This window comes from Variovorax sp. 10L421, from assembly GCF_056395365.1.
Genome location: NZ_JBFTJJ010000014.1, coordinates 62,639 through 87,817 on the forward strand (window position 1 = coordinate 62,639; position 25,179 = coordinate 87,817).

Here is a 25,179-nt window from a genome sequence, read left to right on the forward strand (position 1 = left end):
CGCAGCGTCTGCGCCCGCGCATGGGCGAAGGCCGCGGGGCAGCGCAAGCTCGGGGCTCGATCATTCCGCTACGAGGATCTTGACCATGCGCAAGCCGACGACTCTCCCACGCCATCCCGAGGACGTCACGCAACTCGATGTGTCCCAGGCCGTTCTCGAGGACGAGGAGAACCCCAGCGCCCTGCGCGCACTCACGCCGCATGAACGCGCCTTGCTGTTTCCCGCGCGCGAGGGCTGGGGCGCCGCGTGCGGTCGAGCCGTGCGCAGCCTGACTAGCAGTCCCGTGAAACTGCTGGGCGCCGCGGCGGTGGTGGGGCTCGCGCTGGCCCTGGCCTACGCGAAGCGCCCGGACCGGGCTTGAGCGTCCGCGCCGTGCTGCTGCCGGGTTTGCATTGCAGCAAACCCGCGCTCCAGATCGGCTATCAGATCCGAGGGCGCCTCCAATCCGATGTGCAACCGCACCACCGCCCCGCGCCCGCTCCAATCCGTCACGCTGCGCGCCGCACGCATGTTGGTCCACGCCACCAGGCTTTCATAGCCGCCCCATGACGAGCCACGCCCGAACAGCGTGAGTGCATCGACGAAGCGCTCGACCGCCGCGCTTTCGATGCCTGGCTGCAGCTCGATGGACAGCAGCCCGTTCGTGCCCTTGCAATCGCGTTTCCAGAGGTCGTGCCCCGGGTGTCGCGGCAGTGCCGGGCAGAACACGGCCGCCACTTCGGGCCGCTCCTGCAGCCAGTGCGCCACCTCCAGCGCATGCCGCTCGTGCATCTGCAGCCGCGCCGACAGCGTGCGCATGCCGCGCAGCACCAGCCACGCGTCGTCGGGGCTTACGGTCATGCCGAACGCATCGCAGCGTTCGTTGAGCGGGCGCCATGCGGCTTCGGTCGTGGCGACGGTGCCCATCATCACGTCCGAGTGGCCCGAGAGGTACTTGGTCGCGGCCATCGTCGAGATGTCCGCGCCCAGCGCGAGCGGGCGGTATTGGACGCCCGATCCCCAGGTGTTGTCCACCGCGAGCAGCGCGCCGCGCGCATGCGCCAGTGCCGCGAGCTTGGGCAGGTCGCACATCTCGTAGACCAGCGAGCCGGGGCACTCCGCATACACGAGCCGCGTGTTCGGCTCGAACAGTTCCCCGATGCCGCTGCCATCCGCTGCAAAGAACGAGCTGCGGATACCGTACGGCTCGAGGAAGGAATGCACGAGATTGCGCGTGGGCTCGTACACGCTGTCCGACATCAGCACGTGGTCACCCGGCTTCAGGTACGACAGCAGCACCATGCCGATGGCGGCAAGGCCGGTCGGAAAGAGCCGTGTGCGATAGGCGCCTTCGAGTTCGCTCACCGCATCCTCGAGCGCGAAGGTGGTCGGCGTGCCGCGTGCGCCATAGCTGAAGATGCGCTCCTCGTCGCGCCTAGCCCGCGCGTCGCGCATCGCGCCCACGCTGTCGAACAGCACGGTGCTCGCGCGCACCAGGGGCGTGTTGACGGGCGATCCGCCGGCGTATGACGGCGTCTTGCCGGTGCGTGTGAGCCGGGTATTGAGTGTCAGGCCGGCGGGGACGGAGTGCGAATCGGGCATGGTTAGGGAGGGGCGAAGGGAGGTTGGGCCGCCATGTTGCGTCAATCAGTCGGCGCGTGCACCCGAAAGCTTGACGATGCGCGACCAGCGGTCGATGTCCTGGCGCAACTGCGCCGCGAAGGCGTCCGGCGAATTGGCCACCACCTCGCTGCCGCCGTCGGTCACGAGCTTGCTCACCTCGGGCAGATGCAGCGTGCGCACGATGGCTTCGTTCAGGTAGGCCACGCGTTCCGGCGGCGTGCCGGCGGGCGCGAAGAAGCCGTACCAGTCTTCGAAGCGTGCACCGGCATAGCCCAGCTCTTCCAGTGTCGGCACCTTCGAGAACACGCCGATGCGGCGCGGGCTGGTCACGGCGAGCACGCGCAGCTTGCCGTTCTGCACGAGGCCGGCGACCGAGGCGGTGGACGTGACCAGCACGTCGACCTGTCCGCCGAGCAGGTCGGTCAGTGCCGGCCCGGCGCCCTTGTAGGGCACGTGCGTCATCTCCACGCCGTTGTCCTTGGCCAGCACCACGCCGACGAGGTGCGACAGCGTGCCGTTGCCGGGCGTCGCATAGGTCACCTTGCCGGGGCTGGCCTTGGCCTTCGTCGCGAGGTCGGCGAAGCTCTTGAGGGGCGAGCTGGCGTCCACCACCAGCGCGAGCGGTGCGGCGTTGATCTGCGTGATGGGAATGAAGTTCTTGATCGGGTCGAAGCCCGGCGCCGCGTACAGCGTGGGGTTCACGGCCATGATCGACACCTGCGAGGTGAGCACGGTGTAGCCGTCGGGCCTGGCGTCGGCCACGGCCTTGGCGCCGATGTTGCCGCCCGCGCCGCCGCGGTTGTCGACCACTGCCGCCTGCCCCATGATTTCCGGCAGGCGTGTGGTGACGAGGCGCGCCGTCGCGTCGTTGCCGCCACCGGGCGGAAAGGGCGAGATGAACTTCACCGTCTGCGAGGGGAAGCCGTTGCGTGGCGCCAGCGGTTCGGCGGCGGCTGGCTGCAGGGCGAGCGCCGCGAGCCATGCGGCGGCGACGGCATAACGGGCGATGTGCAGGATGCGGCTGGCGAACGGCATGGCGGAACTCCTGGAATAGGAACGGACAAGGACGAACGGAAAGCGGAACCGGGGATGTCAGCCGTGCGATGCGGCGGCGGGCAGGCGGAAGGCGGCGCGCTCCTGCGCGTCGAGCTGCGCGACGAGGCCTGTCTCCCATGCGAGGTAGCGGCGCGCGGCTTCCTTGTTGCCGTCGTGCCGGTCGTGCACGAAGAACAGGTAGTCGATGCAGTCGCCGTCGGCGGGGAGCGCGGGCGTGGCCTCGACGGGCAGGCCGGCTGCGCGCCATGCGGCCATGCCGCCTGCCAGCAGCAGCGGTGCGCTCGGCAGGCCCGCGAGCTCGGAGGCCGCGGCCCATGCCGCGAGCGCGGCGTCGTCGGCAACCAGCACGAGCTGGCGCGTCTCGGTGTTCGCCACGTCGCGGGCGAGGCGGGGGCGGATCGACCAGCGGGCCTGCGCGATGCGGCCGGCGCGAAACTGCATGCTGGCGCGCAGGTCGACTACCGCCACCTCGTTGCGCTCGATGCGCGCGGCGAGCGCCTGTGCATCGATGGTGGCCAGTGCGGGCGCACGGGGCGCGGCGGCAGGCGCGAGCGACAGCCCGCTCGCCAGCCCGCCTTCGAGCACGCTCGCGTCGTGCCCCATCTGCCGCAGCCAGCTCGCGATGGTCGGCGCACGCACGCCGTCGTTGTCGAACAGTACAAGCCGTGCGCCGCGCACGCCGAAGTACTGGTCACCCGCCTGCATCAGCTGTCCGCCCGGCGTGTGCTGCGCACCGGGCAGGCTGCCGGCCGCGAATTCTTCCGGCGTGCGCACGTCGCACAGGAACAGGGTGCGCTCTGCGTCGTCGGCCCACTGCCGCACGGCCTGCGCGTTCACCATCGGCACGTCGAAGCGGGCGGCCAGCGCCCTGGCGGCGGAGCGCAGGTCGGTGTTGCCGCTGTCGTCGGCGTAGCGCCGCGTGCCGCCGTGCTCCAGCGTGTGATCGGCAAGGTACCAGCCCTGCGTGCCGTTCTCCAGCGCATAGACGGGGTTGGGCAGCCCCAGGTTGATGAGCGTCTGCGCGCCGATGATGCTGCGCGTGCGGCCCGCGCAGTTGATGACGATGGGCGTGGTGGTGTCGGGCACCAGCCGGCGCACGCGATAGGCCAGCTCGCCGTTGGGGCAGCAGGTGGCGCCCGGGATGTTCATCTTGTGGAACTCGCTGGCGGGGCGGCCGTCGAGCACAACCACCTTGTCTTTGCGAGCGAGCATCTCCGCGAGCTGGCCGGCGCTGACGCGGGGTGTGTGATAGACCTCCTCGGCCAGTTCGCCGAAGGTCTTCGAGGGCAGGTTGACGCCCGCGAAGAGCACGTAGCCCGCGGCTTTCCAGGCACGAGTGCCCCCTTGCAGCACATGCACGCTGCCGTAGCCCAGCACGGCGAGGCGCGCGGCGGCGCGCTCGGCCACGTCGGCGTCGCCCTCGTCGTACACCACCACGCGCACGCCGCGGCGCGGCACGAGGCGCGGCGCATCGATCTCCAGCCGGCTGAAGGGCAGGGGAATGCCGTAGAACAGATGGGCCTCGCCGTACTGGCCGTGCTCGCGCACGTCGAGCAGCGCGATCTCGCCGCCGTCGTGCAGCCAGGATTTGAGGGTCTTCGGGTCGATGGAGGAAGTCATGAGGCGAGTCGTCGGGACGAATGAAATCCTGCGAGGCCACGCTGCGCGGCCCGCATGAAAGCGAAGCGGAAAAAAAATGCGGCTAGCGGCGCGTCTGCACGCCGATGCCCATGGTCTGGTACGTGCCCGCGTCGAGGTCGTAGGCGGTGCGCTGGTTCAGCGTTTCGAGCGCGCGGCCGTACATGTGCAGGTGGCGGATGACCTGCTCGCCCTGGATCTCGACCGAGTGGATGTCCTCGGGCATCAGCGCGATGCCCTTGCCCGGCGCGACGACGACCAGAGCCGTCTGCTTCAGCTTGCCCACGCCCGGTACGCTGCGGTCGTCGGAGCGCTCGTACACGCGGTTGTGCTCGGTGCCTTCCACGGCCGCGATGCAGGCCCAGGTGGTGTGGTTGTGCGGCACGATTTTCTTGCCCGGGCGCATCACGTTCAGGTACAGCGCATAGCTCTGGTCCGGGTCTTCGGCGATCAGGTAGCGGGCCTGGTGCTCGCCCGCCTCGGGCGGCGGGAAGTCGGCGGCGCCCCAGTATTCGGTGTGCGCGGCCAGGCCTTGAAGCGAATCGAGCACCACGTCGAGCTTTTCCCGGGTGGCTTCAGCGCCGCCTATGGCCTTCTTCATGTCGGCGATGGACGCCTCGACGGCCCGGCTGCGTTGCTCGGATGGGGTGCTCATGCGGTTTTCTCCAGTGGGGTTGCCTGTTCGGTGTGCATCCACTGTAGTGACGGGGGCGTGACGCAACAATCCAGCTGGCGCAGGAAACACTTCAATAAAATTAATACATGCCCACGCTCGATCTCGAACTGCTGCGTTCCTTCGCGGCCGTCGTCAGCCACCAGAGCTTTGCCGCCGCCGCTGTGCACCTCGGGCGCACGCAGTCGGCCATCACGCAGCAGATGCAGCGGCTGGAGGAGCAGATCGGCCCCCCGCTGTTCGCCAAGCAGGGCCGGCAGAAGCGGCTCACGCAGCACGGCGAGAGGCTGCTCACCTACGCGCACCACATGCTCGCGGTGAACGACGAAGCGCTGCGCAGCCTGCGGCAGGGGCAGCTCGAAGGCAACCTGCGCATCGGCGCGCCGCACGACGTGGCCGAGACCATGCTGCCGCTGCTGCTGACCGAGGTGGCGCGCACCTCGCCGCTGCTGCAGCTGGACATCCACATCGGCCGCAGTCCCTACCTGATGACCTCGCTCAAGAGCGGCGAGGTCGACATGATCATCTCCAACCGCGCCGACGCGCAGTTCGACGGCGTGGTGCTGCGCAACTCGCCCACCGTGTGGCTGTGCGCCGCGGGCTACGTGCACGACCCGGCCAAGCCGGTGCCGCTCATCATGGCGGACGGGCCCAGCATCTTCCGCCGCATCGGCCACGAGGCGCTCGACGCGGCGGGCGTGGCCTGGACGCCGCGCTACACCTCGTCGAGCCTGATCGGCATCAAGGCTGCGCTGCGTGCGGGGCTGGGCGTGACGGCCCGCGGCGTGGAACAGCTCGACGCGGGCCTGCGCGTGCTCGGCGCGGGCGACGGCATGCCGCGGCTGCCCGACCTGGCGTACTACCTCTACGTGCGCAGCCACGTGGTGAATCCGGTCACGCGGCAGGTGTTCGAGACGCTGAAGAAGCACCTTCGGCTGCCGCGGACCGACATGCCGGCGTAGGGGCCGCGGCAGCGGATGATGCCGCGCTCAGTGCGGCGTCGGCGTCACTGCATAGTTGCCGCGTCCGCTCTGCTTGGCCCGGTACATGGCCGCGTCGGCCGTGGCGAGCAGGTCTTGCGGCGTTTCGTTGCCGTTGCCCAGGGCGATGCCGATCGATACGCCGATGACCGTGTCGCAATGCCCCGTCTCCAGTTGCAGCGGCCGGGCGATCGCGTCGATGCAGCGCTGGGCCAGGGTCGTCGCACCCTGTTCCGCGGAGCTTTCGAAGTCGGCGGCCAGCAGCACGAATTCGTCGCCCCCGATGCGCGCCACCGTGTCGGTCTGCCGCACCAGGCCCTGCAGCCGTTGCGCGATTTCCAGCAACGCCTTGTCGCCCGCCTCATGGCCGAGCGTGTCGTTGAGTTTCTTGAATCCGTCGAGGTCGAGGTAGAGCACGGCCATCTGGCGCGCATGCCGCTTGGCCCGTAGCAGCGCCTGCTGGAGCCGTTCGTCGAGCAGCTTGCGGTTGGGCAGGCCGGTCAGGCTGTCGTGGTGGGCCAGGCGCGCCAAGGCCTCCTGGTTGTCCAGCAGCTTGGCCAGCAGCCGGTTGAAGGCCTGCGTCAGGTACCCGATCTCGTCGTCGCGCACCACCCGCAGCGGCGTCAGCGCGAGTTCGCCGCGGGTCATCCGGTCGGCCTGGTCGGCGGCGCGCAGCAGCGGCCGCAGCAGCCACGCCATGATCAGCCCGATCACGATGAGTACCGCTGCCACGGCGGGTGCGCGTTGCTGCAGGATGAAGGTCTGCATGCGCCCCACCGGGGCCAGCGATTCCGAAACGGGCAGCCGGGCCACCACGAACCAGCCGCTGTTCGGCACCGAGGCGATGGCGGAGATTTCGTCGATGCCCTTGGCATTGCGCGTCGTCCCGCTGCCGCGATAGCCCGCCATGGCGCGGTCGTGCAGCGGGTTCACGCCGTCGGGCGGGGTGGGTGTGAGGGACATCGAGACGTCCGTCGAGGCCACGAAGATGCGGTCGCGCGGCGACACCACCAGGATGCCGCCTGCTTCGCCCACGCGCCCCTGTTGCAAATGGTCGAGCAGGCCGTCGGCCGAGAGGTCCGCCGTGCCGAGCAACACGGCGGCCACCTGCCCGGCGGCGTCGCGCACGGGCACGGCCATGGGCAAGACCGAGTGCCGGGAGGCTGTGGCCCGCGGACGGCTCGGCGCGGACTGCCCTGCGCGCGCGGACGCGAATTCCGAACCGTCCGTTGCGAGCTGCCCCGTACCGTCGAGCCGCTTGCCGGTGGCGTCCGCGACCATCAGGCCGAGCGGGAAGACCGGGCTCAGCGTGCTGCGCTCCGCCAGCCATCCCCGCAGCCGGTCGGGCTGCGTCAGGAGTTCCGGCGGCAGGGTGGCCGCCAGGCGTTCGAGGAACGACAACCGCTCGCCCAGGTAGTTGTCGACGTTGCGCGCCACGTAGGCGGCCAGCGCCGTTTGCTGCACCGCCACCGATCGGGTCAGCTCCTCCCGCAGGAAGCGGCTGAGCTGGATGTAGCTGCCGGCGGTTCCCACCACCGCCATCAAAAGGCCCATCATGAGCAGGCGAACAACAAGGCTGTTGGCGGATTTTCTGAAGTTCACTCTGGCGGTGGGGCGTGAGGGCGTGAGGTGCGGGACTGTATCCCAAGCGCCCGGGCGCGCCGTGATCGCGCCCGCAACGTCACGCGGCGACGCCGAAGAAATGCTGGCGGTAGCGCGGCGACACGTCGTCCACGCGCAGCATCATCGGCAGGTCGGCGGTGTTGAACGCGACATCGAGCGCGGGCGGGCCGAGCAGGCGCGCGCCGCAGCGCAAGTAACCCTTGATGAGCGGCGGCGCGGCGGGAGGCGCGGTGTCGCTGTCGGCATCGGCTTCTGCATCGGTGTCCAGCGGCAGTGCGATGCGTGGCTCCACGCGCCAGCGCTGCTCGACCAGGTGCGTGCGGCACAGCTGGTGCCACAGCCGCGCGGCAGTCAGGCCCTGGTCGTCGAGCCCGATGCTGGCGCAGCCGATCATGGTGTCGAGTGCGTGGTCGACCATGTACTGCCCCAGCGCGGCCCACAGCGCCATGATCACGCTGCCCGAGCGCCAATCCGCATCCACGCACGAGCGGCCCAGCTCCAGCGCCCGCGCACGCAGCGGCGCGAGCGGGGCCAGGTCGAACTCGGTGTCGGTGTAGAAACCGCCCGCGCGGCGCGCTGCTTCCGGAGTCAGCACGCGGTAGGTGCCGATGAGCGGACCGCGGCCGTGCACGGGGTCCGCTGCATGCACCAGCAGGTGGTCGCAGAAGGGGTCGAAGCGGTCGGCATCGAGTCCGGGCGGCGTGCCTTCGGGTGGCGCGAGACGGGCGCCCATTTCCTGCGCGAACACGCGAAAGCGCAGGCGCTGGGCGTCGCGCACGTCCTCTTCGCAATCGGCCCAGCGGGTTTCCAGCATGGGCGCCGCGGCAGCGAGCGGCGCGAGCGAACGGCGGGGCAGGGCGTGCGAAGCGGTGATGTCCATGTGCATGCGGCAATTCAGTTGGATGGCGGATAGCGGTCGACCAGGCGGTTCTGCCGCCGGTTGAGCCGTGCGAGGGCGAGCAGGCCGATGGGCCGTACGCCGGCCTTGCGCTGCGCTGCGCCGATGGCGAACAGCAGCCGCTGCTTGGCGAAGACCATGCGAAAGCCCTGCAGCACGCCGATGTCGGGGTCCCAGGCCTCGATGGCTTCGGATCCCGCGCCGTTGATCTCCATGATGGTGAAGCCGCGCCCGGCGCCGAGTTCGCGCAGGTTCTCGCAGCGCACGTCGAAGCGCCCGAAATGGAAGTCGGGCATGTCGCGCGCGATGGCGTCGATGGCACGCACCAGCTCGGGCGTGATGAGCGCCGCGCCGTCGCGGTACAGCCCGCCGACGCGGGTCGAGCCGATGGTGGCCAGCCGAACCTGCTGGCCGGCGGCCGGCACGCTCTCGGATGGCACGCTGCATTCGTGGCGCGGCGAGCGCGCGATGCGGCGCGCGCGCACGTCGGCCGCCACGAGCTGCGCCACGGTGCTGCGGCCGTCGCCCGTCACGCGCGGGAAGTAGCGCAGCGCGAGGCCGATGATGCGGCCCTCGCCGGTGACGGGATCGCGTGCGTAGAAGATGCCTGCCTCGCCTTCCTGCGGCAGGTAGCGTTGCAGCACGACCGTTTCGCCGGAAGGAAAGGCGGCCAGGTACGCCCGCAGCGCAGCCATGTCGGGCAGCAGGCGGACGCCGTAGCCGCACAGGCCCAGGTCGGGCTTGGCGACGATGGGGAATGCGAGGCCGTTCTCAGCCATGATTCGCCGCAACGAGTCTTCGTTCGCCGTGCCATCGTTGAACACCGCGCAGTAGTCGGCCGTGAGCGAGCGCGCCAGCGGCCCCATGCCGCGGAAGTATTCGAGCTTGCCTTCGCCCACCAGTCCGCCCGAGGTGAGATGCGGGTTGGCCGCCGACGGCAAGGTGGCACCGCCGTAGCGCAGCGACAGCCACAGCCACTGCACCACCAGCGGCACGCAGATGAGCCACTTGGGCATGCGCTCCAGCACGCTGCATTCGCGCACCACGGCGAGCCGCGCGGTGTCGGCGCCGAGGTCGAGTCCGGCGGCCATCACGCGGCCTCCGCTGTGCGCGCGGCAACGAGCCCGACGGCGGCGATGCGGTCGATGTGCGCATACACCGGGCGTTCCAGTTCCTCGCCGAACACGTCGGGATCGATCTCGGCATACGACCACTCGAAACCCGGCGCGGTGAGCAGCGGCCGTATCTCGGCAAGGAACGGGTCTTCGCCATCGACCATCGCCACGCCGGTGTAGAGCAGCAGCTGCCCGCCCGGCGCCAGCCGCTTCAGCGACTCGGCCGCGATGCGCACGCCGAGCGCCCGCCCGAGCCGCGCGCCGCCGTGGCGGTAGGCGCGCTGCGCGGCATCGTCGAGGTAGGGCGGGTTCGACACGATGAGGTCGAAGTCGCCTTCGACCGCCGACAGCGCATCGCCCTGCGCGAGCGTCACAGGGATGCCGGCGGCCTCCGCATTGACGGCCGTGTACTCCAGCGCCAGCGGATTGATGTCGTTCATCACGATCGTGCAGGGCGTGTCCGTCGCCGCCAGCGCACGCGCCACCGCAATGCCGCCCGCGCCGCTGCCGCAGCCCACGTCGAGCACGCGCAGCGGCTGCTTTGTCTTGCGCGGGTTCAGCGCATAGCGGATGAAACGCCCGAAGCGATGCGTGTCGGGCCCGAAGAACACGGCGTTCTCCTCGACCGTCGGGTAGGCCGAGTGAAAGAACAGGTCGTCGCCGAGGCTGGCTATGCGCACCGTGCTGCGCAGCAGCGACCCTGTGCGGCGCACGATGCCGGCCTGCTCCATGCCGGCCAGCAGTTCCGGCGGCACGGTGCCCGCTTCGAACGGCAGGTTCCAGCCGAAGATGTCGCGCAGCGTCGCTCCCGGCTCGCGCCCGCGCCGCGCGAGCACGCGCTGGTGGGTCAAGGGCGTGACGGTCGTGAAGCGATAGCCCGTGGCCGCCACCTGGCGCAGCACGCCGGCTGCGTTCATCATGCGGCGACCTCCTCGGCTTGTTGCAGTTCGGCGGTGTAGCGCGCGAAGCAGCGCTCTCCGCAAACGAGCCGCATCAGCGCGCCCTCGGCGATGAACTGCCCGCAGGACGGATCGGCCTCGACCAGCGGCCGGATCACCTCGCGTATCCACGCGCGCGAGTGCGACACGTCGAGCGCCGCATGCAGGTCGAAGTAGGCGCGCGCACGGCCGCTCAAGCCCAGGCGGCGCATGCCGGCCGCCACCTGCTTCACCCGCCCGGGGGCCGTGAGCTCGATGACGCCGAGCGCGCCGATGGCGTGGTACGCGTAGCGCCGCGTGGTCGCCAGCCCGACCATGGTGTTGGCCAGCGCGAGCGACTCCCATACGGTGGTGTCGATGGCCGGATGCAGGTCGAGTTCGCGCACCATGTGCTCCAGCATCTGGCCGTGCATGGCGCTGCGCTTGCCATGGCCCATCTCGTCCCAGAAGTTGCGCGCGCATTCGAGCTTGGGCTGCGGCGGCAGCTTGACCTGGGTGCAGGCCAGCAGGTCTTCGAAGCCCGCTTCGCCTGCGGCCTCCTGCGTGAGGAACCAGCGCATCTGCGGCAGGGTGGCTTCCTGAGCCAGCCAGTCGAACAGCGGGTGATGCTGGCCGGGGCCCGTGCGCGCGAGCGACGCGAACCAGTTGGCGAAATGGTCCGCATTGCCGGCCGAGGCCGATGCCGCCACCTGCACCGTGGTGCGCAGGGCTTCGAGGTACCTGCCTTCGATCAGGCGGCATTCATGCTCTCGGGCGAGCTCATCCTGCCAGTGGGGCGACGGGCTGCCGAACTTCAGCCGTGCGGCGTTGAAGTGCGCCAGATGCCGATGAAGCTGCGTTTCCGCATGGGTGTGGGCGTTCGGGGCGTTGTCTGGAGACATGGCCGATCCTCGTCATCCGCTGGGCAAAAGAGGCAGCGTGCGCCTTTGCAAAGCGGCTGTCCGTCAGACGGCGCCTACAGATTGGCCCCAGGGGCGAAGATCGGGCTCAGGTCGCCCAGATGCGCGGCGTGGCCGCAGGCAGCTGCCACAGCTCGCCGCGCCATGCCTGCCAGACTTGCCGCAGCAACTGCATCGCGGGCTCGACCACGGGCGCGAGCACGCGCAGCACGACCACTTCGGCATGCGGGCTGGTGGCACCTGCGCTGCCGAACAGCGGGCTCGCTTCGAGCAGTGAGCGTGCGTGCGCCAGCAGGGCCTCGCGCCGGGCGCGCGCTACCGGCGAGCCCGCCACGAAGAACAGCGAGGCCAGGCAGCGGTGGCCGTTGAGGCCAATGGGGCTTTGCAGCAGCCGGTGGTCGGCCGCGTCGATGCGTCCGCGCTCCAGCCACACGCCGGGCACCTCGATGTGCTGCAGGTAGCTGCCGCGCTCGAAGGGCTGGTTGGCATTCGGCAGGCCGAGCGCAGTGATGTCCCAGCCGATCAGCTCGGCGCCGGGCTCGATCTCGATGGAAAGCCGGTTCTCTGCCTGGCAGCCGCTGTAGCAGATGGCTTCGAGCGGCAGCCATTCGAGCCGCGCGCCGGCCGCGAGGCGGATGCGCGTGCGCTGCAGCGCCAGCTCGCCTTCGGAGCGGTAGAAGCGCGAGGCGCCGGGCGTGGTGATCAGGCCATGGCTGCCGTCGGCGGCCTCGATGCCGAGGTCGAGCGTGTCTCCACCCACCAGACCGCCCGGCGGATGCACGAGCACGTTGTGGCAGACGGCGTCGCCCTCGGGGTACAGACTCTGCAGGATGCGCAGCGGGCCGTCATGGCGGAAGCGGGCGACGGTGCGGGCGGATTCCCGCTGGTAGGAGAGATGGAGACGGGCGTGCCAGGGCATTCGCGGAGTCTAGTCGGGGTGTTTTCGTGGAACACCGCGGAACCGGCTTCGCCGGGCCGCCGGTGTTGCCCCCGGTAGGGGGTTGGCGAAGCGACACGAAGTGCGCGAAGCCTGGGGGCGAGCCCTACTTCCAGGCGCCGTCGTGCGCGGCACTCGCTTCGTCGACGAGTGCCGGCCCGATGCATTCGATCGGGTGTGGCGAGGCGCGGAACACATCGCGGCACGACAGCTCGGCATCGCGCTGGTCCTGCCGCTCGCCGCGGAACACGCGCAGGCGCTCGGCATCGATGCCGAACACCACGCGGCCGATGTTCGACCAGAAGATCGCGCCGGCGCACATCACACAGGGTTCGCCCGAGGCATAGAGCGTGGCGCCCGCGAGTTCCTCGCGCGGGAGCTTGCGCTCGGCCAGCGCGCGCAGCGCATTGATTTCTGCATGCGCCGTGCAGTCGCCGGTCTCGGCATTGCTGTTGCCGGCTTCGGCCAGCACTTCGCCGGCGGCCGAGACGATGACGCAGCCGAAGGGGCGGTTGCCCCGGCGGCGCGCCGCGTGCGACCAGACGATGGCCTTGCGCAGATAGCGGCCGTCGCGTTCATCGAGTGCTGTTTCGGCGGGATAGATGACGGTGTGGGTGTCGCTGTGGAAATTCATGCTTTGGGAAGGGAGCGTTCGATGCGCAATGGAAGCATCGAAGTATTGAAGATGGCGTCGGACGCGGGCTTGATCTTGAGGCCGAAGACATCGGCCACTTCGTCGACCTGCTGTTCGAGCAAGAGCTTCCGGATGTCGCCGAGGCCATGATCGCGCGTGTCGGCCGCACCCACGTACTGCGCGGTGATGCCCCAGCGCTCGAGTTCGATTTTCTCATCGAGGATGGGCTCGCGCTGGCGCATGGCCGCGATGCTCGGCGCCGGATTGGAAAAAGTCTCGACGATGGCGCGGTTGCTCGCGCGCAGGAAGGCCGCGACCACCTTCGGGTTCTGCGCGATGAGATTGCTGCCTGCAAGGATCGCGTTGCCGTACAGGTTGACGCCAGCGTCGGCGTACTTGAGCACCGACAGTTCCTCGGGCTTCATGCGCGCGAACAGCGACACGGCCGAGTCGTGGAAGTAGGTGGCGGCATCGACGTCGCCACGCACCATCACGTTGTCGCGCGCGCTGAAGTCGGTGGTCTGCCACTGGAAGGCGTCGGCCCGCATACCCTGCTTGCGCGCGACCAGGGGCCATGCACGGCGGGTCGATTCGACGGCGGCGGCCGCCACCTTCTTGCCCGCGAGGCTCTTGAAATCGCCGGTCACGCCGCGGTCCTTGCGGCCGATGATCGCGAACGGTGCGCGGTTGTAGTACTGGTACACGGCCTGCACCATCGGTGTGCCGGGGTTCTGCGCATTGAACTCGACCAGCGAACTGATGTCGCCCAGGCCGAGCTGGTAGACGCCGCTGGCGATGCGGGTGATGGAGGCCACCGAGCCGGCGCCGGTGTCGATGCTCACGTCGAGCCCCTCGTCCCTGTAGTAGCCCTTGGTCTGCGCGAGGAAGAAGGGCGCGGTCTGGCCGTTGATGCGGAAGTCGAGCGTGAACTTGAGCGGGGTGAGCCTGGCGCCGCCCTGCGCGAAGACGGCGGGAGCGGCAAGGGTGGCGGCGCTGGCCGCGAGGAAGGATCGACGTTGCATGTGGGGCCTCGGAAGCTTCGGTTCTTGAATCCCTCCGCAAAAATGCGGCGGGCGTTTCAAGAGCAATTTCCGGGCGGGTGCACGTTTGTGGTGCGTGCGCTGCTGAACGCTTCTACTCTTGCGGTGGGTCATGCACGACGCATGCCAAGGGATTTTGCTCGGGCATTGCAAGGGAAAACGTGCGCCGACCAGGAAGCCGCGCCACAATCCGGGCGCGCAATTTGCAAGGCAGGTTGCGCAGAGTAGAAGCGTTCAGCCACGCGACGGTTCCCGTCGATGGCGGGAAATTGCTCTTTCAGTTCGTCCCCCACACGACCACCGAAGGAGTCCGCGCATGCTCGTCACCCAACAACCCGTCTTCCGCAAGTTCTGGCATGCCGTCATGCCGCTCACCGAACTGGCCGGCGGCCCGAAGTCTTTCAGGCTGCTGGGCGAAGACATCGTTCTCTTCATCGACGCCGACGGCCAGCCCGCGGCGCTGCGGGACCGCTGCTGCCACCGCACCGCGAAGCTCTCGAAGGGCTGGTGCGTGGACGGAGAGGGCCGGACCTGCGGCACCGGCGCCATCCAGTGCGGCTACCACGGCTGGACCTACGACCGCAGCGGCCAGGTCATCCGCATTCCGCAGTACGAGCCCGACCGCAAGATCTCGCCCGAGTACCGCACCACGGCCTACCGCTGCACGGCGCGCTATGGCTATGCGTGGGTGGCGCTCGAGGAGCCCATTGCCGACATCCCGGCCATTGCGGAGTTCGACGACCCGGGCTACCGCACGATCTTCCAGTTCTACGAAGAGTGGCAGACCAGCCCGATGCGCGCGCTGGAGAATTCCTTCGACAACTCGCACTTCAGCTTCGTGCACCGTGCCACCTTCGGCGTGGCCGCGAGCCCGAAGCCGAGCAAGTACGAACTGGTGGAGAACGAGTCGGGCTTCTACGCGGAGACGGTCATCGATGCGGCCAACCCGGTGAAGTTCCATGCGATCAGCGGCGTGACCGACCCGATCACCACGCGCCACATGCGCAACGCGTATTACCTGCCGTTCTCGCGCCGGCTCGACATCGAGTACCCGAGCGGCGTGCGCCACATCATCATCAACTGCTTCACGCCCATTGACGACGGCCGCATGCAGCTGTGCCAATGGCTGTTCCGCAACGACACAGAGGCTGACTGCACGGCGCAGATGCTGATCGACTTCGACGACGCGGTGACGCGCGAGGACAAGGACATCCTCGAATCGACCGACCCCGATGCGCTGGTCGATACGCGGCGGCGCGGCGTGGAGTATTCGATGGAATCGGATCGGCCCGGCATGCTGATTCGCAAGCACCTGATGCAGCTGCTGGCGAAGCATGGCGAGGCGGAGGTTTATCGCGGCATGAGCAGTGCCGTGATTCCGATTGCAAAGGCCGCCTGAGCGGCCTCCGCATCAAGCCGGGGCAGTCGCCGGGTTCGGGCGCGTTGCGTGCGACGAGCCCTGTTCGTAGCGGTCCATCGCCAGGCCATCGGTGCGGATCTCCGGGCGCTGGCCCATCACCATGTCGGAGATGAGCTTGCCCGAGCCGCAGGCCATGGTCCAGCCCAGCGTGCCGTGGCCGGTGTTGAGGAACAGGTTGGCATAGCGCGTGCCGCCGACGATGGGCGTGCTGTCGGGCGTCATCGGGCGCAGGCCGGTCCAGAAGCTGGCGCGGGGCACGTCGCCGCCGGGGAACAGGTCGGTCACCACCTTCTCGAGCGTGGCGCGGCGTGCGGGGTTCAGGCGCAGGTCGAAGCCGCCGAGCTCGGCCATGCCGCCCACGCGGATGCGGTTGTCAAAACGCGTGACGGCCACCTTGTAGGTCTCGTCGAGCACCGTCGATTGCGGCGCGAGCGATTCGTCGAGCAGCGGCACGGTCAGCGAATAGCCCTTGACCGGGTACACCGGGATGTCGAGGCCCAGCGAGGCGATGGCGGCGCGCGAGTAGCTGCCGAAGGCCATCACGTAGCGGTCGGCCGTGAGGATCTTGCCGGCGGTGGTGCGCACGCCGGTGATGCGGCCGCCGTCGCTTTCCAGCGCGTCGATGGTCTGGCCGAAGCGGAAGTCGACGCCCAGGCCGCGGGCGATCTCGGCGAGGCCGCGCGTGAACAGGTGGCAGTCGCCGGTTTCGTCGTTGGGCAGGCGCAGGCCGCCCGTGAGGCGGTCGCGCGCGCCGGCCAATGCGGGCTCGACGCGGGCAAGCGCATCGGGGTCGAGCAGTTCGTAGGGCACGCCGCATTCCTCGAGCACCGCGATGTCGCGCTGCACCGCGTCGAGCTGGGCCTGCGTACGGAACAGCTGCAGCGTGCCGCCGGTGCGCTGCTCGTACTGCAGGCCGGTGTCGGCGCGCAATTGCTGCAGGCAGCCGCGGCTGTATTCGGCCACGCGCATCATGCGTTCCTTGTTCACGGCATAGGCCTCGGGCGAGCAGTTGCGCAGCATCGCGGCCATCCAGCGCAGCTGGAACAGCGTGCCGTCGGGGCGGATCGACAGCGGCGCGTGCTTCTTGAACATCCACTTGATCGCCTTCAGCGGAATGCCCGGCGCGGCCCACGGCGTGGAGTAGCCCGGCGACACCTGGCCGGCGTTGCCGAAGCTGGTTTCCTCGGCGGGGCCGGCCTGCCGGTCGAGCAGGGTGACCTCGGCGCCCGAGCGCGCGAGGTAGTAGGCCGTGGTGGTGCCGATCACGCCGCCGCCGAGAACGATGACTTTCATGGTGTATTCGCCGATTCAGATGGAATGAGTGGAATCTAAAGTGCACAATGCAGTGGATTCCATCGTTTTCAGTGAATTGGCAGCGAAATTCACTGAGACTCATCGTCCAACGCCGCGCCAGAAGTGAAATGCCCGAACTCGACCGAATCGACCGCCGCATCCTCGACCTTTTGCAGCGCCAGGGCCGCGTTTCCATGACCGAGTTGGCCGAGCACATCGGCCTGTCGGCCTCGCCCTGCGCCGAGCGCGTGAAGCGCATGGAGCGCGACGGCGTCATCACCGGCTACCACGCGCACGTGTCGCCCGAGGCACTGGGCAAGACGCTGCTGGTGTTCGTCGAGATCAAGCTCTCCGCCAAGTCGGGCGACGTGTTCGACAAGGTGCGCAAGGAGCTGCTGCACATGCCCGAGGTGCTCGAATGCCATCTGGTGTCGGGCAGCTTCGACTACCTCGTGAAGGCGCGCCTGAGCGGCATGAGCGAGTACCGGCACCTGCTGGGCGACATCCTGAAGAAGCTGCCGGTGGCGGCCGAGTCGCACAGCTACGTGGTGATGGAAGAGATCAAGGAAACGCTGATGCTGGCGGTCGACCGCTGAGCACACACCTCATTCAAGGACAGGCATGACCATTTCGATTCGCCGCGACGGCACCACCGGCACGCGCCACATCCTCAAGATCCGCAACCACGAGATTCCGGTCGACGCCTCGCCCGCGGGCGGCGGCAGCGACGCGGGCCCCGAGCCGCATGACCTGTACGACGCTTCGCTCGCCGCATGCAAGGCGCTCACGGTGCTGATCTACGCGCGCCGCAAGGGCATCCCGGTGGAAGACATCGAGGTCGTGGTCGACCGCGACGCCAGCGAGGAGCGCAAGGGCGTCTACCGCCTCAAGTCGGGCCTGCGCCTGAGCGGCGACCTGAGCGAAGCGCAGCGCGACGAACTGCTGCGCGTGGCGGGCAAGTGCCCGGTGCACAAGCTCATGACCGAGGTGAAGACCGAGATCGAGACCGGCTGGGCGGACTGAGCGCCAGGTGCCGCACGGCCAAAAGGCGTGGTCAGGTCCGTTTTGGGGCAAGGATTTACACTAGCCGGTGCCGTTTACAGGACACTTTCAACAATGAAGTGGGTCATTCTCGCCATCTTCGCGCTCAGTGCGCTCTACGTTCATTTCCGCGGCCAGGTGCGGCATCGCTTCTTCAGGCAGCTCTCCGACCACTCGACCTTCCTCGCTCCGCTGAACGTCTTCATGTACCTTTTCTCGAAGGTGCCGGGTACACCGTACCTGTCGCCCGCGCAGTTCCCCGAGATGCGCGTGCTCGAAGAGAACTGGGAGGTCATCCGCGAGGAAGCGCTGGCCATGCGCAACGGCGGCAGCATCAAGGCATCGAGCCAGTTCAACGACGTGGGCTTCAACTCCTTCTTCAAGAGCGGCTGGAAGCGCTTCTACCTGAAGTGGTACGACGAGGCGCATCCCTCGGCCGCCGTGCTTTGCCCGCGCACCACCGAACTGCTGAAGGGCATCGGCACCATCAAGGCCGCCATGTTCGCCGAACTGCCCCCGGGCAGCCGCCTGGTGCGCCACCGCGATCCCTTCGCCGGTTCGCTGCGCTACCACCTGGGCCTGTGGACGCCGGGCGTCGAAGGCTGCTACATCGACGTGGACGGCCAGCGCTACCACTGGCGCGACGGCGAGGCCGTGGTGTTCGACGAGACCTTCATCCACTACGCCGAGAACACCACCGACCACGACCGCGTGATCCTGTTCTGCGACATCGAGCGCCCGCTGAAGTACCGCTGGGCCAGCGCCGTGAACCGCTGGTTCGCCAAGAACCTGCTGGCCGCCGCGAGTTCGCCCAACGACGTGGGTGACAAGACCGGCGGCATCAACCGCGCGTTCAAATACATCTACCAGATCCGCGTGATCGGCAAGCGCCTGAAGGCGTGGGACAAGCGGGCGTACTACCTCGTGAAGTGGGCCATCTTCGGCGGCCTGGCGCTCTGGATCTTCTGGTAGGGCCACCAGGGCCGGCCTCTCGCGGCCTTTGCTGAACGCCAAAGGCGGTGAAGGATTGGCCTTCCTCTCGGCTCGAATCGAACCCCGACGCATGAAGATCTGCCGCCCGTGAACGCCATCGACCGGCTGCCCGAACCCACGAACCTCGCGGGCGCGCAAGCGCTCATCGCGCGCGTGCAGGCATTGCTCGATGCTGCGGGGCTTGCGATGCGTGCGCCGCCGTCCGAACCCACCACCTGCTGCGGTCGCGGCTGCAACGGCTGTGTGTGGGAGGGCTGGCTTGCCGCCGTGGCCTACTGGCGCGACGAGGCCTCGCTGATGCTCGGTTGAAGGCTCGGACATGGCGCCCCTGGCGGCGGCAAGGGGCGCTCGCGATCGCATCCCCGTTCGATCATCCCGAAGATTTCTGCCCCTGAGGCCTCCCGCCCTGGGTCAGCTCTTGGGCTTTGCGTATTCCTCTGCGCTCATCACCTCGAGGCCGACGAACGAGTCGTTGCCTTCGACCCACGCGTCGTGACCCGGCGGGATGGTGTACGACATGCCTTCCTTGATGACGGCCTGCGAGCCGTCATTCATTTGCACGGTGATTCGACCGGAAACCGCATACCCGACGTGAGCCACCTGGCAACTGTCCGTGCCCACGACCGGCTTGATGCACTTCGACCAGCGCCACCCGGGCTCGAACTTGAAGCGTCCGAGCGTGTACCCCTCGAGGCGGACCACTTCGACCCGGGTCTTTTCAGGCTCCCGAACCTCGTCCGGTTCGTCATGGGATTTCGTCTGAAGCTTGTTGACATTCATTGGACTTGCCATCGCTACTCTCCTTGCACGAAGTGAGCAACTGGTTCGCGGCAGCCTCGTGCCAAGCCGCACGTGAACGATTGAATAGTAGTCCTGGGCCACGCGTGCGGTGACCAATTTTTTGCACGATCACCCTGGTGCCCGGCCGGACGACCGGAGCGGGTAGCCGGCTTCGCAGCGCGCGCTTTTCGAATTGCTGCGCGGCGCCACCGCGCGCCTCGTCGCCTGATCCGTCGCAGGCACCGATGCCGGATCCGGTGCGGCCTACTGGTTCTGCGATCCGCGATGCGCCCAGCCTGTCGTGTGCTTCTCGACCACGCTGAACAGCTCATACATCAGCATCGCCATCGCCCCAACCACCATCAGGCCCGCGAAGGCCAGGCCCATCTGCATGGCCGAGCCGGCGGAGATCAGCAGGTAGCCGATGCCTTCGTTGGCGGCCGTCATCTCGCTGACGGTGGTGCCGACGAAAGCCAGCGTGATGGCGACCTTCAGAGAGCCGAAGAAGTACGGCATGGAACGCGGCAGGCCGATCTTCATGAGCACGTCCCAGCGCCTGGCGCCCAGCACGCGCAGCACGTCTTCCAGCTCGGGCTCGAGCGTGGCGAGGCCGGTCGCGATGTTCACCATGATCGGGAAGAAGCTGATCAAAAAGGCCGTGAGGATCGCCGGCCCCGCGCCGATGCCGAACCACACCACGAGGATGGGCACGAAGGCTGCCTTGGGCAGCGCGTTGAACGCCGTCATCAGCGGGTAGATGGCCGCGTACGCAATGCGCGAGCTGCCGATCACGAAGCCCAGCAGCACGCCCACCACGATCGCCAGGCCGAAGCCCGCCATCGTGACCCAGAAGGTGCGCCAGGCGTGGCCTGCGATGATTTCCTTGAATTCCCAGAACTGGTTCCAGATGCGCAGCGGGCTCGGAAAGATGAAGTCCGAAACCTCGAAGCCCGCGCAGATCACCTGCCACAGCAGGATCACCGCCACGAGCAGCAGCCATGGCGACCAGCGTTCGATTTGCTTGGTGTTCTTCACGCGCGTTCCTCAGTGCGCCGCCGCCGTGGCGCCGGCGGCATTGCCGCGGATCGCGCCGACGTGCCCGCGCAGCTCCAGCACGATGTCGGTGAACTCCTTGGTGTAGGTGAGTTCGAGCTCGCGCGGACGCGGCAGCTCGATGTCGCGCTTCACCACGAAGCGCCCCGGGCTCTTGCTCATCACGTACACCGTGTCGGCCAGGAACACCGATTCGCGCAGGTCGTGCGTCACCAGGATCACGTTGAACTGCTGCTCGGTCCACAGGTCGCGCAGGATGCACCACAGCTCTTCGCGCGTGAAGGCGTCGAGCGCGCCGAAGGGCTCGTCGAGCAGCAGCATCTTGGGCTCGTGGATGAGCGCACGGCAAATGCTCGCGCGCTGCTGCATGCCGCCCGAGAGCTGCCATGGGAACTTGTCCTCATAGCCCGCGAGGCCCACCTTCTGCAGCAGCTTGCGTGCGCGCTCGACGTACTCCTTGCGCTTGGCCTTGAAGTTCGAGCGGTAGGGCTCGACGATCTCCAGCGGCAGCAGCACGTTGTTGACCGTGGTGCGCCACGGCAGCAGCGAAGGCGCCTGGAAGGCCATGCCCGAGATCTTCAGCGGCCCGGTCACGTTCTGCCCGTCGATGCGGATCTTGCCCATCGACGGCATCTTCAGCCCGGTCGTGAGCTTCATGAAGGTCGACTTGCCGCAACCCGAGGGGCCGACGATGGCGATGAATTCGCCGCGCCTGACCTTCAGGTCGATGGCCTCGACCGCGAAGTGGTTGGCGCGAAGAAGCTCCTCGTTGTAGGCGAGCCAGACGTCCTGGAAGTCGACGAAGGGGGCGGCCGCGTCCTGCGATGCGTCCACCATCACTTCTTCGACAGGATGTTCAGTTCGGCCGACGGCGGCAGCAGCGAGGCGGTCCACACCGCGTCGGGGCTCACGCGCGTCTTGGTGCCGAACGCGTCCGACACCTGCGAGGCCATCAGCGACATGCGGCCTGCGTTGACCGTGCCGAAGCCTTCGGCGCGCGCGTCGGCGCTGTTGATGACGGTATCGATGGCCAGCTGCAGGCGGCGCGTTTCGAGCTTGCTGTCGATGATGCCGTCGCGCGCCTTCACCGATTCGATGGCCACTGCCGGGTTGGCGATGACTTCCTTCGCCCCCTTGGCAAAGGCCGAGAGGAATTTCTTCACCGCCGCCGGGTTCTCCTTGATGAGCTTGGGCGAGGCGATGATCACGTTGCCGTAGAGCTTCACGCCGTAGTCGGGGTAGGGCAGCACGACGATGTCGGCCGCCTTGGCGCCGCGCGCCTCGAGGTTGAGCAGCGAGGTGAAGGTGAAGCCGGTGATGGCGTCGATGTCGCCGCGCATCAGCATGGTCTCGCGCAGCGTCGGGTCCATGGCGGTCCAGTTGACGGCACCGATGTTGTTGGCCTTCGCGAAGATCGGAAAGGCGCGCCGGCCGGCATCGAACACCGGCGCGCCGAGCTTCTTGCCGGCGAGGTCGGTGGGCTTGGTGATGCCGCTCTTCTTGAGCGCCATGACCGAGGCCGGCGTGTTGTTGTAGACCATCATCACCGCGACCGGCTTGTTCGGGCTGTCGGGGTTGTTGGCGTGGAACTCCATCAGCGCCGCGAGGTCGGCAAAGCCCATGTCGTAGGCGCCCGAGGCCACGCGCGTGACGGTACCACCCGAGCCGTTGCCCGCGTCGATGCTCACGTCGAGCCCGGCGGCCTTGAAGTAGCCCTTGGCGGCGGGATGCAGGAACAGCGCGGCCGGTCCCTCGAAGCGCCAGTCGAGCTGGAACTTGATCGGCGTCGGGCTCTGGGCAAGGGCCGGTGAGAGGCCGAAGCAGAGGGCCGAGGCGGCGAGGAAGGACTGGAGCAGTTGGCGCTTGTTCATGCGTTATCCGTGATGTGAATGCTTCGGCATTCAAGCAAAAACGGTGCCCGCACGCGATTGGTGCGAACCCTCCCGGTGGGTCGATACGGTGCGCCATCTGCACCCCCAAATGCAAAAACGCGGCATTGCCGCGTTTTTGGCACCGAAGGCGGGCAATTCGCCCGCCGGATGGCCCGGTGATTACTTGTCGACGGTCACTTTCGCCACCGCCAGCGCCGTCATGTTGATGATGCGGCGCACCGTCGACGACGGCGTGAGCACGTGCGCCGAGCTCGCGGCGCCCAGCAGCACCGGGCCGACCGTGATGCCGTTGGCACCGGTCATCTTCAGCACGTTGTAGAGGATGTGCGCCGAATCGAGGTTCGGGCACACCAGCAGGTTGGCTTCGCCGCTCAGCGTGGTCTCGGGCAGGGCGGTGCGGCGGACGTCTTCCGACAGCGCCGCGTCGCCGTGCATCTCGCCGTCGCATTCGATGTCGGGTGCCATCTGCGCGAACAGGTCGCGTGCCAGCCGCATCTTGCGGGCCGAGGCGCGGCTCGAGGTGCCGTAGTTCGAGTGCGACAGGAAGGCCACCTTCGGCGGCAGGCCGAAGCGGCGCACTTCCTCGGCCGCCATCACCGCGATGCTCGCCAGCATCTCGGCGCTCGGGTCTTCGTTCACGTTGGTGTCGGTGATGAAGATCGTGCCCTTGTCGAGCGTCAGCGCGTTCAGCGTGGCGAAGCCGGGCGCGTCGCGCTTCAGGCCGATCAGGTTGCGGATGTGCTCCAGGTGCACGTCGAAGCGACCGACCAGGCCGCAGATCATCGCGTCGGCGTCGCCCAGGTGCAGCATCAGCGCGGCGATGGTGGTGTTCGAGCGGCGCACCATGGTCTTGGCGGCCTCCGGCGTCACGCCGCGGCGGCCCATGATCTTGTGGAAGCTCTCCCAGTAGGTGCGAAAGCGCGGATCGTCCTCGGGGTTGACGATCTCGAAGTCGGTGCCCGCGCGGATGTGCAGGCCGGCCTTCTTGATGCGCGCCTCGATCACGGCGGGGCGGCCCACCAGGATCGGCTTGGCCACGCCTTCGTCCATCGCCCACTGCGCGGCGCGCAGCACGCGCTCGTCTTCGCCTTCCGCGTAGGCCACGCGCTTGGCGGTGGCAATCTTGGCGGCGCTGAACACCGGGCGCATGAACATGCCGGTCTGGTAGACGAAGCGCGTCAGGTGCTGGCGGTAGGCGTCCATGTCCTCGATCGGACGCGTCGCGACGCCCGAGGCGGCAGCGGCCTTGGCCACGGCCGGCGCGATGCGCAGGATCAGGCGCGAGTCGAAGGGCTTCGGAATGATGTAGTCGGGGCCGAAGGCCAGCTCCTGGCCGGCGTAGGCGGTGGCCACCTCTTCGCTGATGTCGGCCTTGGTCAGCTCGGCGATCTCGCGCACGCAGGCCAGCTTCATCTCTTCCGTGATCTTGCTGGCGCCGCAGTCCAGCGCGCCGCGGAAGATATACGGGAAGCACAGCACGTTGTTGACCTGGTTCGGGTAGTCCGAACGGCCGGTGGCAATGATGCAGTCCGGCCGCACGGCCTTGGCCAGCTCGGGGCGGATCTCGGGCTCGGGGTTGGCCAGCGCCAGGATGATGGGCTGCGTGCCCATGGTCTTGACCATCTCGGCGGTCATCACGCCCGGGGCCGAGCAGCCCAGGAACACATCGGCGTCCCTGACCACGTCGGCCAGGGTGCGGGCGCCGGTGTCTTTCTGGGCGTAGCGTGCCTTGGATTCGTCGAAACCGCCCGCGCGGCCCATGTAGATCAGGCCCTTGGAGTCGCAGGCGTGGATGTTGGCCGGCTTGGCGCCCAGGCCGACCATCACGTCGAGGCAGGCGATGGCTGCGGCGCCCGCGCCCGAGACGGCGATCTTCACGTCCTCGATCTTCTTGCCGACCAGCTCCAGGCCGTTGAGGAGGGCTGCGGCCGAGATGATGGCCGTGCCGTGCTGGTCGTCATGGAACACCGGGATGTTCATGCGCTCGCGCAGCTTCTTCTCGATGTAGAAGCACTCGGGCGCCTTGATGTCCTCGAGGTTGATGCCGCCCAGCGTGGGCTCCAGCGCTGCGATGATCTCGACCAGCTTGTCGGGATCGCGCTCGGCCAGTTCGATGTCGAACACGTCGATGCCGGCGAATTTCTTGAACAGGCAGCCCTTGCCTTCCATCACCGGCTTGGCGGCCAGCGGGCCGATGTCGCCCAGCCCGAGCACCGCGGTACCGTTGGTGATCACGCCCACCAGATTGCCGCGCGCGGTGTATTCGGAGGCCGTGGCGGGGTCTGCGGCGATGTCGAGACACGGATAGGCCACGCCCGGCGAATAGGCCAGCGACAGGTCGCGCTGGTTCAGCAGGGGCTTGGTCGGGGTGATCGAGATCTTGCCCTTGACGGGTGAGCGGTGGTATTCGCGCGCTGCCTCGCGAAGTGCTTCTTCTGCGGGGGAAAGGGGTGCAGCCATGAAAGTCTCCTTGTTTCTGACGGGCAATGAGGCTACCGCAAAAGCGCAGCCCCTTTGTACAGGGGGAATGCCGAAAACGCCTGAATCCATATCTTCGGCGTGATGGAGTTGGCCGGCGGTTGGCTAAACTGCGCGATCGTTACCTGCGGGGGCTCACGGCTTGCGATTGGCCGGTGCTGGCCCCGGGGTAGCGCCAACAGCGATAAAACCACAA

25 protein-coding genes are annotated in these 25,179 nt (G+C 68.0%); 7 read left to right on the top strand and 18 right to left on the bottom strand.

What is annotated here, in order from left to right:
• Positions 1-85 precede the first annotated feature (85 nt).
• The gene (locus AC1DFC_RS18510; protein WP_056593515.1) at positions 86-361 is read left to right on the top strand and encodes a hypothetical protein; all 276 of its coding nucleotides are present in this window, start codon (positions 86-88) and stop codon (positions 359-361) included.
• Here the strand turns inward: AC1DFC_RS18510 and metC are convergent.
• The 4 genes from metC to AC1DFC_RS18530 form a co-directional block, all read right to left on the bottom strand.
• A complete protein-coding gene (metC, locus tag AC1DFC_RS18515; RefSeq protein ID WP_413335441.1) occupies positions 334-1,581 on the bottom strand; it encodes a cystathionine beta-lyase in 1,248 nt (415 codons plus the stop codon). The genes AC1DFC_RS18510 and metC overlap by 28 nt on opposite strands.
• Positions 1,582-1,626: 45 nt before the next feature.
• Positions 1,627-2,637 (bottom strand): Bug family tripartite tricarboxylate transporter substrate binding protein, encoded by a 1,011-nt coding sequence (locus AC1DFC_RS18520; RefSeq protein ID WP_413335443.1) that lies wholly within the window; start codon positions 2,635-2,637, stop codon positions 1,627-1,629.
• A gap of 57 nt (positions 2,638-2,694) precedes the next feature.
• The gene (locus tag AC1DFC_RS18525; protein WP_478179762.1) at positions 2,695-4,278 is read right to left on the bottom strand and encodes a rhodanese-like domain-containing protein; all 1,584 of its coding nucleotides are present in this window, start codon (positions 4,276-4,278) and stop codon (positions 2,695-2,697) included.
• Positions 4,279-4,360: 82 nt separating this feature from the next.
• A complete protein-coding gene (locus AC1DFC_RS18530; RefSeq protein WP_478179763.1) occupies positions 4,361-4,951 on the bottom strand; it encodes a cysteine dioxygenase family protein in 591 nt (196 codons plus the stop codon).
• 107 nt (positions 4,952-5,058) lie between these two features.
• Between AC1DFC_RS18530 and AC1DFC_RS18535 the strand changes: the two genes are divergently transcribed.
• Positions 5,059-5,931 (top strand): LysR substrate-binding domain-containing protein, encoded by an 873-nt coding sequence (locus AC1DFC_RS18535; RefSeq protein WP_007837283.1) that lies wholly within the window; start codon positions 5,059-5,061, stop codon positions 5,929-5,931.
• Positions 5,932-5,958: 27 nt separating this feature from the next.
• On the opposite strand, the gene AC1DFC_RS18540 is transcribed toward AC1DFC_RS18535, so the two are convergent.
• The 8 genes from AC1DFC_RS18540 to AC1DFC_RS18575 form a co-directional block, all read right to left on the bottom strand.
• Entirely contained in the window at positions 5,959-7,551 is a 1,593-nt protein-coding gene (locus AC1DFC_RS18540; RefSeq protein ID WP_478179764.1) for a diguanylate cyclase domain-containing protein, read from the bottom strand.
• Between the two features lie 79 nt (positions 7,552-7,630).
• Positions 7,631-8,458 (bottom strand): GNAT family N-acetyltransferase, encoded by an 828-nt coding sequence (locus tag AC1DFC_RS18545; RefSeq protein ID WP_478179765.1) that lies wholly within the window; start codon positions 8,456-8,458, stop codon positions 7,631-7,633.
• A gap of 8 nt (positions 8,459-8,466) precedes the next feature.
• Entirely contained in the window at positions 8,467-9,561 is a 1,095-nt protein-coding gene (locus AC1DFC_RS18550) for a hypothetical protein (RefSeq protein ID WP_007837288.1), read from the bottom strand.
• Positions 9,561-10,505 carry a methyltransferase gene (locus AC1DFC_RS18555; RefSeq protein WP_478179766.1) on the bottom strand — a complete coding sequence of 315 codons (945 nt, stop codon included), beginning with the start codon at positions 10,503-10,505 and terminating at the stop codon, positions 9,561-9,563. The genes AC1DFC_RS18550 and AC1DFC_RS18555 overlap by 1 nt, the downstream gene beginning before the upstream one ends.
• Positions 10,502-11,404 carry an iron-containing redox enzyme family protein gene (locus AC1DFC_RS18560; RefSeq protein WP_413332919.1) on the bottom strand — a complete coding sequence of 301 codons (903 nt, stop codon included), beginning with the start codon at positions 11,402-11,404 and terminating at the stop codon, positions 10,502-10,504. Before AC1DFC_RS18560 ends, AC1DFC_RS18555 begins: the two co-directional genes overlap by 4 nt.
• Positions 11,405-11,510: 106 nt before the next feature.
• Positions 11,511-12,341: an urease accessory protein UreD gene (locus AC1DFC_RS18565; protein WP_007837292.1), complete on the bottom strand. Its 831-nt coding sequence runs from the start codon at positions 12,339-12,341 to the stop codon at positions 11,511-11,513.
• A 124-nt stretch (positions 12,342-12,465) separates the two neighbouring features.
• The gene (locus AC1DFC_RS18570; protein ID WP_007836108.1) at positions 12,466-12,993 is read right to left on the bottom strand and encodes a nucleoside deaminase; all 528 of its coding nucleotides are present in this window, start codon (positions 12,991-12,993) and stop codon (positions 12,466-12,468) included.
• A complete protein-coding gene (locus AC1DFC_RS18575; RefSeq protein ID WP_007836107.1) occupies positions 12,990-14,015 on the bottom strand; it encodes an ABC transporter substrate-binding protein in 1,026 nt (341 codons plus the stop codon). Before AC1DFC_RS18575 ends, AC1DFC_RS18570 begins: the two co-directional genes overlap by 4 nt.
• Positions 14,016-14,349: 334 nt before the next feature.
• Here AC1DFC_RS18575 and AC1DFC_RS18580 point away from each other — a divergent pair, with 334 nt between their 5' ends.
• Positions 14,350-15,432: an aromatic ring-hydroxylating dioxygenase subunit alpha gene (locus tag AC1DFC_RS18580; protein ID WP_478179767.1), complete on the top strand. Its 1,083-nt coding sequence runs from the start codon at positions 14,350-14,352 to the stop codon at positions 15,430-15,432.
• 12 nt (positions 15,433-15,444) lie between these two features.
• Here AC1DFC_RS18580 and AC1DFC_RS18585 read toward each other — a convergent pair whose 3' ends face one another.
• Positions 15,445-16,746 carry a D-amino acid dehydrogenase gene (locus AC1DFC_RS18585; RefSeq protein WP_478179768.1) on the bottom strand — a complete coding sequence of 434 codons (1,302 nt, stop codon included), beginning with the start codon at positions 16,744-16,746 and terminating at the stop codon, positions 15,445-15,447.
• A 128-nt stretch (positions 16,747-16,874) separates the two neighbouring features.
• On the opposite strand from AC1DFC_RS18585, the gene AC1DFC_RS18590 reads away from it, so the two are divergent.
• The 4 genes from AC1DFC_RS18590 to AC1DFC_RS18605 all read left to right on the top strand — a co-directional run bounded on the left by AC1DFC_RS18590 (position 16,875) and on the right by AC1DFC_RS18605 (position 19,089).
• Positions 16,875-17,342, top strand: coding sequence for a winged helix-turn-helix transcriptional regulator (locus AC1DFC_RS18590; protein ID WP_007836101.1), 468 nt, complete (start codon positions 16,875-16,877; stop codon positions 17,340-17,342).
• Between the two features lie 25 nt (positions 17,343-17,367).
• A complete protein-coding gene (locus tag AC1DFC_RS18595) occupies positions 17,368-17,769 on the top strand; it encodes an OsmC family protein (protein ID WP_007836099.1) in 402 nt (133 codons plus the stop codon).
• A 93-nt stretch (positions 17,770-17,862) separates the two neighbouring features.
• Positions 17,863-18,759, top strand: coding sequence for a lipid A hydroxylase LpxO (gene lpxO / locus AC1DFC_RS18600; RefSeq protein ID WP_007836098.1), 897 nt, complete (start codon positions 17,863-17,865; stop codon positions 18,757-18,759).
• Positions 18,760-18,867: 108 nt separating this feature from the next.
• Positions 18,868-19,089: an oxidoreductase-like domain-containing protein gene (locus tag AC1DFC_RS18605; RefSeq protein ID WP_007836097.1), complete on the top strand. Its 222-nt coding sequence runs from the start codon at positions 18,868-18,870 to the stop codon at positions 19,087-19,089.
• A gap of 102 nt (positions 19,090-19,191) precedes the next feature.
• On the opposite strand, the gene AC1DFC_RS18610 is transcribed toward AC1DFC_RS18605, so the two are convergent.
• The 5 genes from AC1DFC_RS18610 to AC1DFC_RS18630 all read right to left on the bottom strand — a co-directional run bounded on the left by AC1DFC_RS18610 (position 19,192) and on the right by AC1DFC_RS18630 (position 24,965).
• Complete coding sequence (locus tag AC1DFC_RS18610) at positions 19,192-19,572, bottom strand: cupin domain-containing protein (RefSeq protein ID WP_007836096.1); 381 nt, start codon at positions 19,570-19,572, stop codon at positions 19,192-19,194.
• 252 nt (positions 19,573-19,824) lie between these two features.
• Positions 19,825-20,595, bottom strand: coding sequence for an ABC transporter permease (locus AC1DFC_RS18615; protein WP_478179769.1), 771 nt, complete (start codon positions 20,593-20,595; stop codon positions 19,825-19,827).
• Between the two features lie 9 nt (positions 20,596-20,604).
• Positions 20,605-21,450, bottom strand: a complete 846-nt coding sequence (locus tag AC1DFC_RS18620) for an ABC transporter ATP-binding protein (protein ID WP_478179770.1) — start codon at positions 21,448-21,450, stop codon at positions 20,605-20,607.
• Positions 21,450-22,484: an ABC transporter substrate-binding protein gene (locus AC1DFC_RS18625; protein WP_007838478.1), complete on the bottom strand. Its 1,035-nt coding sequence runs from the start codon at positions 22,482-22,484 to the stop codon at positions 21,450-21,452. The genes AC1DFC_RS18620 and AC1DFC_RS18625 overlap by 1 nt, the downstream gene beginning before the upstream one ends.
• Positions 22,485-22,664: 180 nt before the next feature.
• Positions 22,665-24,965 (bottom strand): NADP-dependent malic enzyme, encoded by a 2,301-nt coding sequence (locus AC1DFC_RS18630; RefSeq protein WP_007838480.1) that lies wholly within the window; start codon positions 24,963-24,965, stop codon positions 22,665-22,667.
• Positions 24,966-25,179 lie beyond the last annotated feature (214 nt).

Bases quoted from the DNA above. Each gene is read 5' to 3' on its own strand.
- AC1DFC_RS18545 (WP_478179765.1), bottom strand. From the start codon at position 8,458: ATGCACATGGACATCACCGCTTCGCACGCCCTGCCCCGCCGTTCGCTC.
- AC1DFC_RS18575 (WP_007836107.1), bottom strand. From the start codon at position 14,015: ATGCAACGTCGATCCTTCCTCGCGGCCAGCGCCGCCACCCTTGCCGCT.
- AC1DFC_RS18555 (WP_478179766.1), bottom strand. From the start codon at position 10,505: ATGATGAACGCAGCCGGCGTGCTGCGCCAGGTGGCGGCCACGGGCTAT.
- AC1DFC_RS18520 (WP_413335443.1), bottom strand. From the start codon at position 2,637: ATGCCGTTCGCCAGCCGCATCCTGCACATCGCCCGTTATGCCGTCGCC.
- AC1DFC_RS18525 (WP_478179762.1), bottom strand. From the start codon at position 4,278: ATGACTTCCTCCATCGACCCGAAGACCCTCAAATCCTGGCTGCACGAC.
- AC1DFC_RS18560 (WP_413332919.1), bottom strand. From the start codon at position 11,404: ATGTCTCCAGACAACGCCCCGAACGCCCACACCCATGCGGAAACGCAG.
- AC1DFC_RS18510 (WP_056593515.1), top strand. From the start codon at position 86: ATGCGCAAGCCGACGACTCTCCCACGCCATCCCGAGGACGTCACGCAA.
- AC1DFC_RS18570 (WP_007836108.1), bottom strand. From the start codon at position 12,993: ATGAATTTCCACAGCGACACCCACACCGTCATCTATCCCGCCGAAACA.
- AC1DFC_RS18625 (WP_007838478.1), bottom strand. From the start codon at position 22,484: ATGAACAAGCGCCAACTGCTCCAGTCCTTCCTCGCCGCCTCGGCCCTC.
- AC1DFC_RS18610 (WP_007836096.1), bottom strand. From the start codon at position 19,572: ATGGCAAGTCCAATGAATGTCAACAAGCTTCAGACGAAATCCCATGAC.
- AC1DFC_RS18580 (WP_478179767.1), top strand. From the start codon at position 14,350: ATGCTCGTCACCCAACAACCCGTCTTCCGCAAGTTCTGGCATGCCGTC.
- AC1DFC_RS18630 (WP_007838480.1), bottom strand. From the start codon at position 24,965: ATGGCTGCACCCCTTTCCCCCGCAGAAGAAGCACTTCGCGAGGCAGCG.
- AC1DFC_RS18550 (WP_007837288.1), bottom strand. From the start codon at position 9,561: ATGGCCGCCGGACTCGACCTCGGCGCCGACACCGCGCGGCTCGCCGTG.
- AC1DFC_RS18530 (WP_478179763.1), bottom strand. From the start codon at position 4,951: ATGAGCACCCCATCCGAGCAACGCAGCCGGGCCGTCGAGGCGTCCATC.
- metC (WP_413335441.1), bottom strand. From the start codon at position 1,581: ATGCCCGATTCGCACTCCGTCCCCGCCGGCCTGACACTCAATACCCGG.
- AC1DFC_RS18565 (WP_007837292.1), bottom strand. From the start codon at position 12,341: ATGCCCTGGCACGCCCGTCTCCATCTCTCCTACCAGCGGGAATCCGCC.
- AC1DFC_RS18535 (WP_007837283.1), top strand. From the start codon at position 5,059: ATGCCCACGCTCGATCTCGAACTGCTGCGTTCCTTCGCGGCCGTCGTC.
- AC1DFC_RS18595 (WP_007836099.1), top strand. From the start codon at position 17,368: ATGACCATTTCGATTCGCCGCGACGGCACCACCGGCACGCGCCACATC.
- lpxO (WP_007836098.1), top strand. From the start codon at position 17,863: ATGAAGTGGGTCATTCTCGCCATCTTCGCGCTCAGTGCGCTCTACGTT.
- AC1DFC_RS18585 (WP_478179768.1), bottom strand. From the start codon at position 16,746: ATGAAAGTCATCGTTCTCGGCGGCGGCGTGATCGGCACCACCACGGCC.
- AC1DFC_RS18620 (WP_478179770.1), bottom strand. From the start codon at position 21,450: ATGGTGGACGCATCGCAGGACGCGGCCGCCCCCTTCGTCGACTTCCAG.
- AC1DFC_RS18590 (WP_007836101.1), top strand. From the start codon at position 16,875: ATGCCCGAACTCGACCGAATCGACCGCCGCATCCTCGACCTTTTGCAG.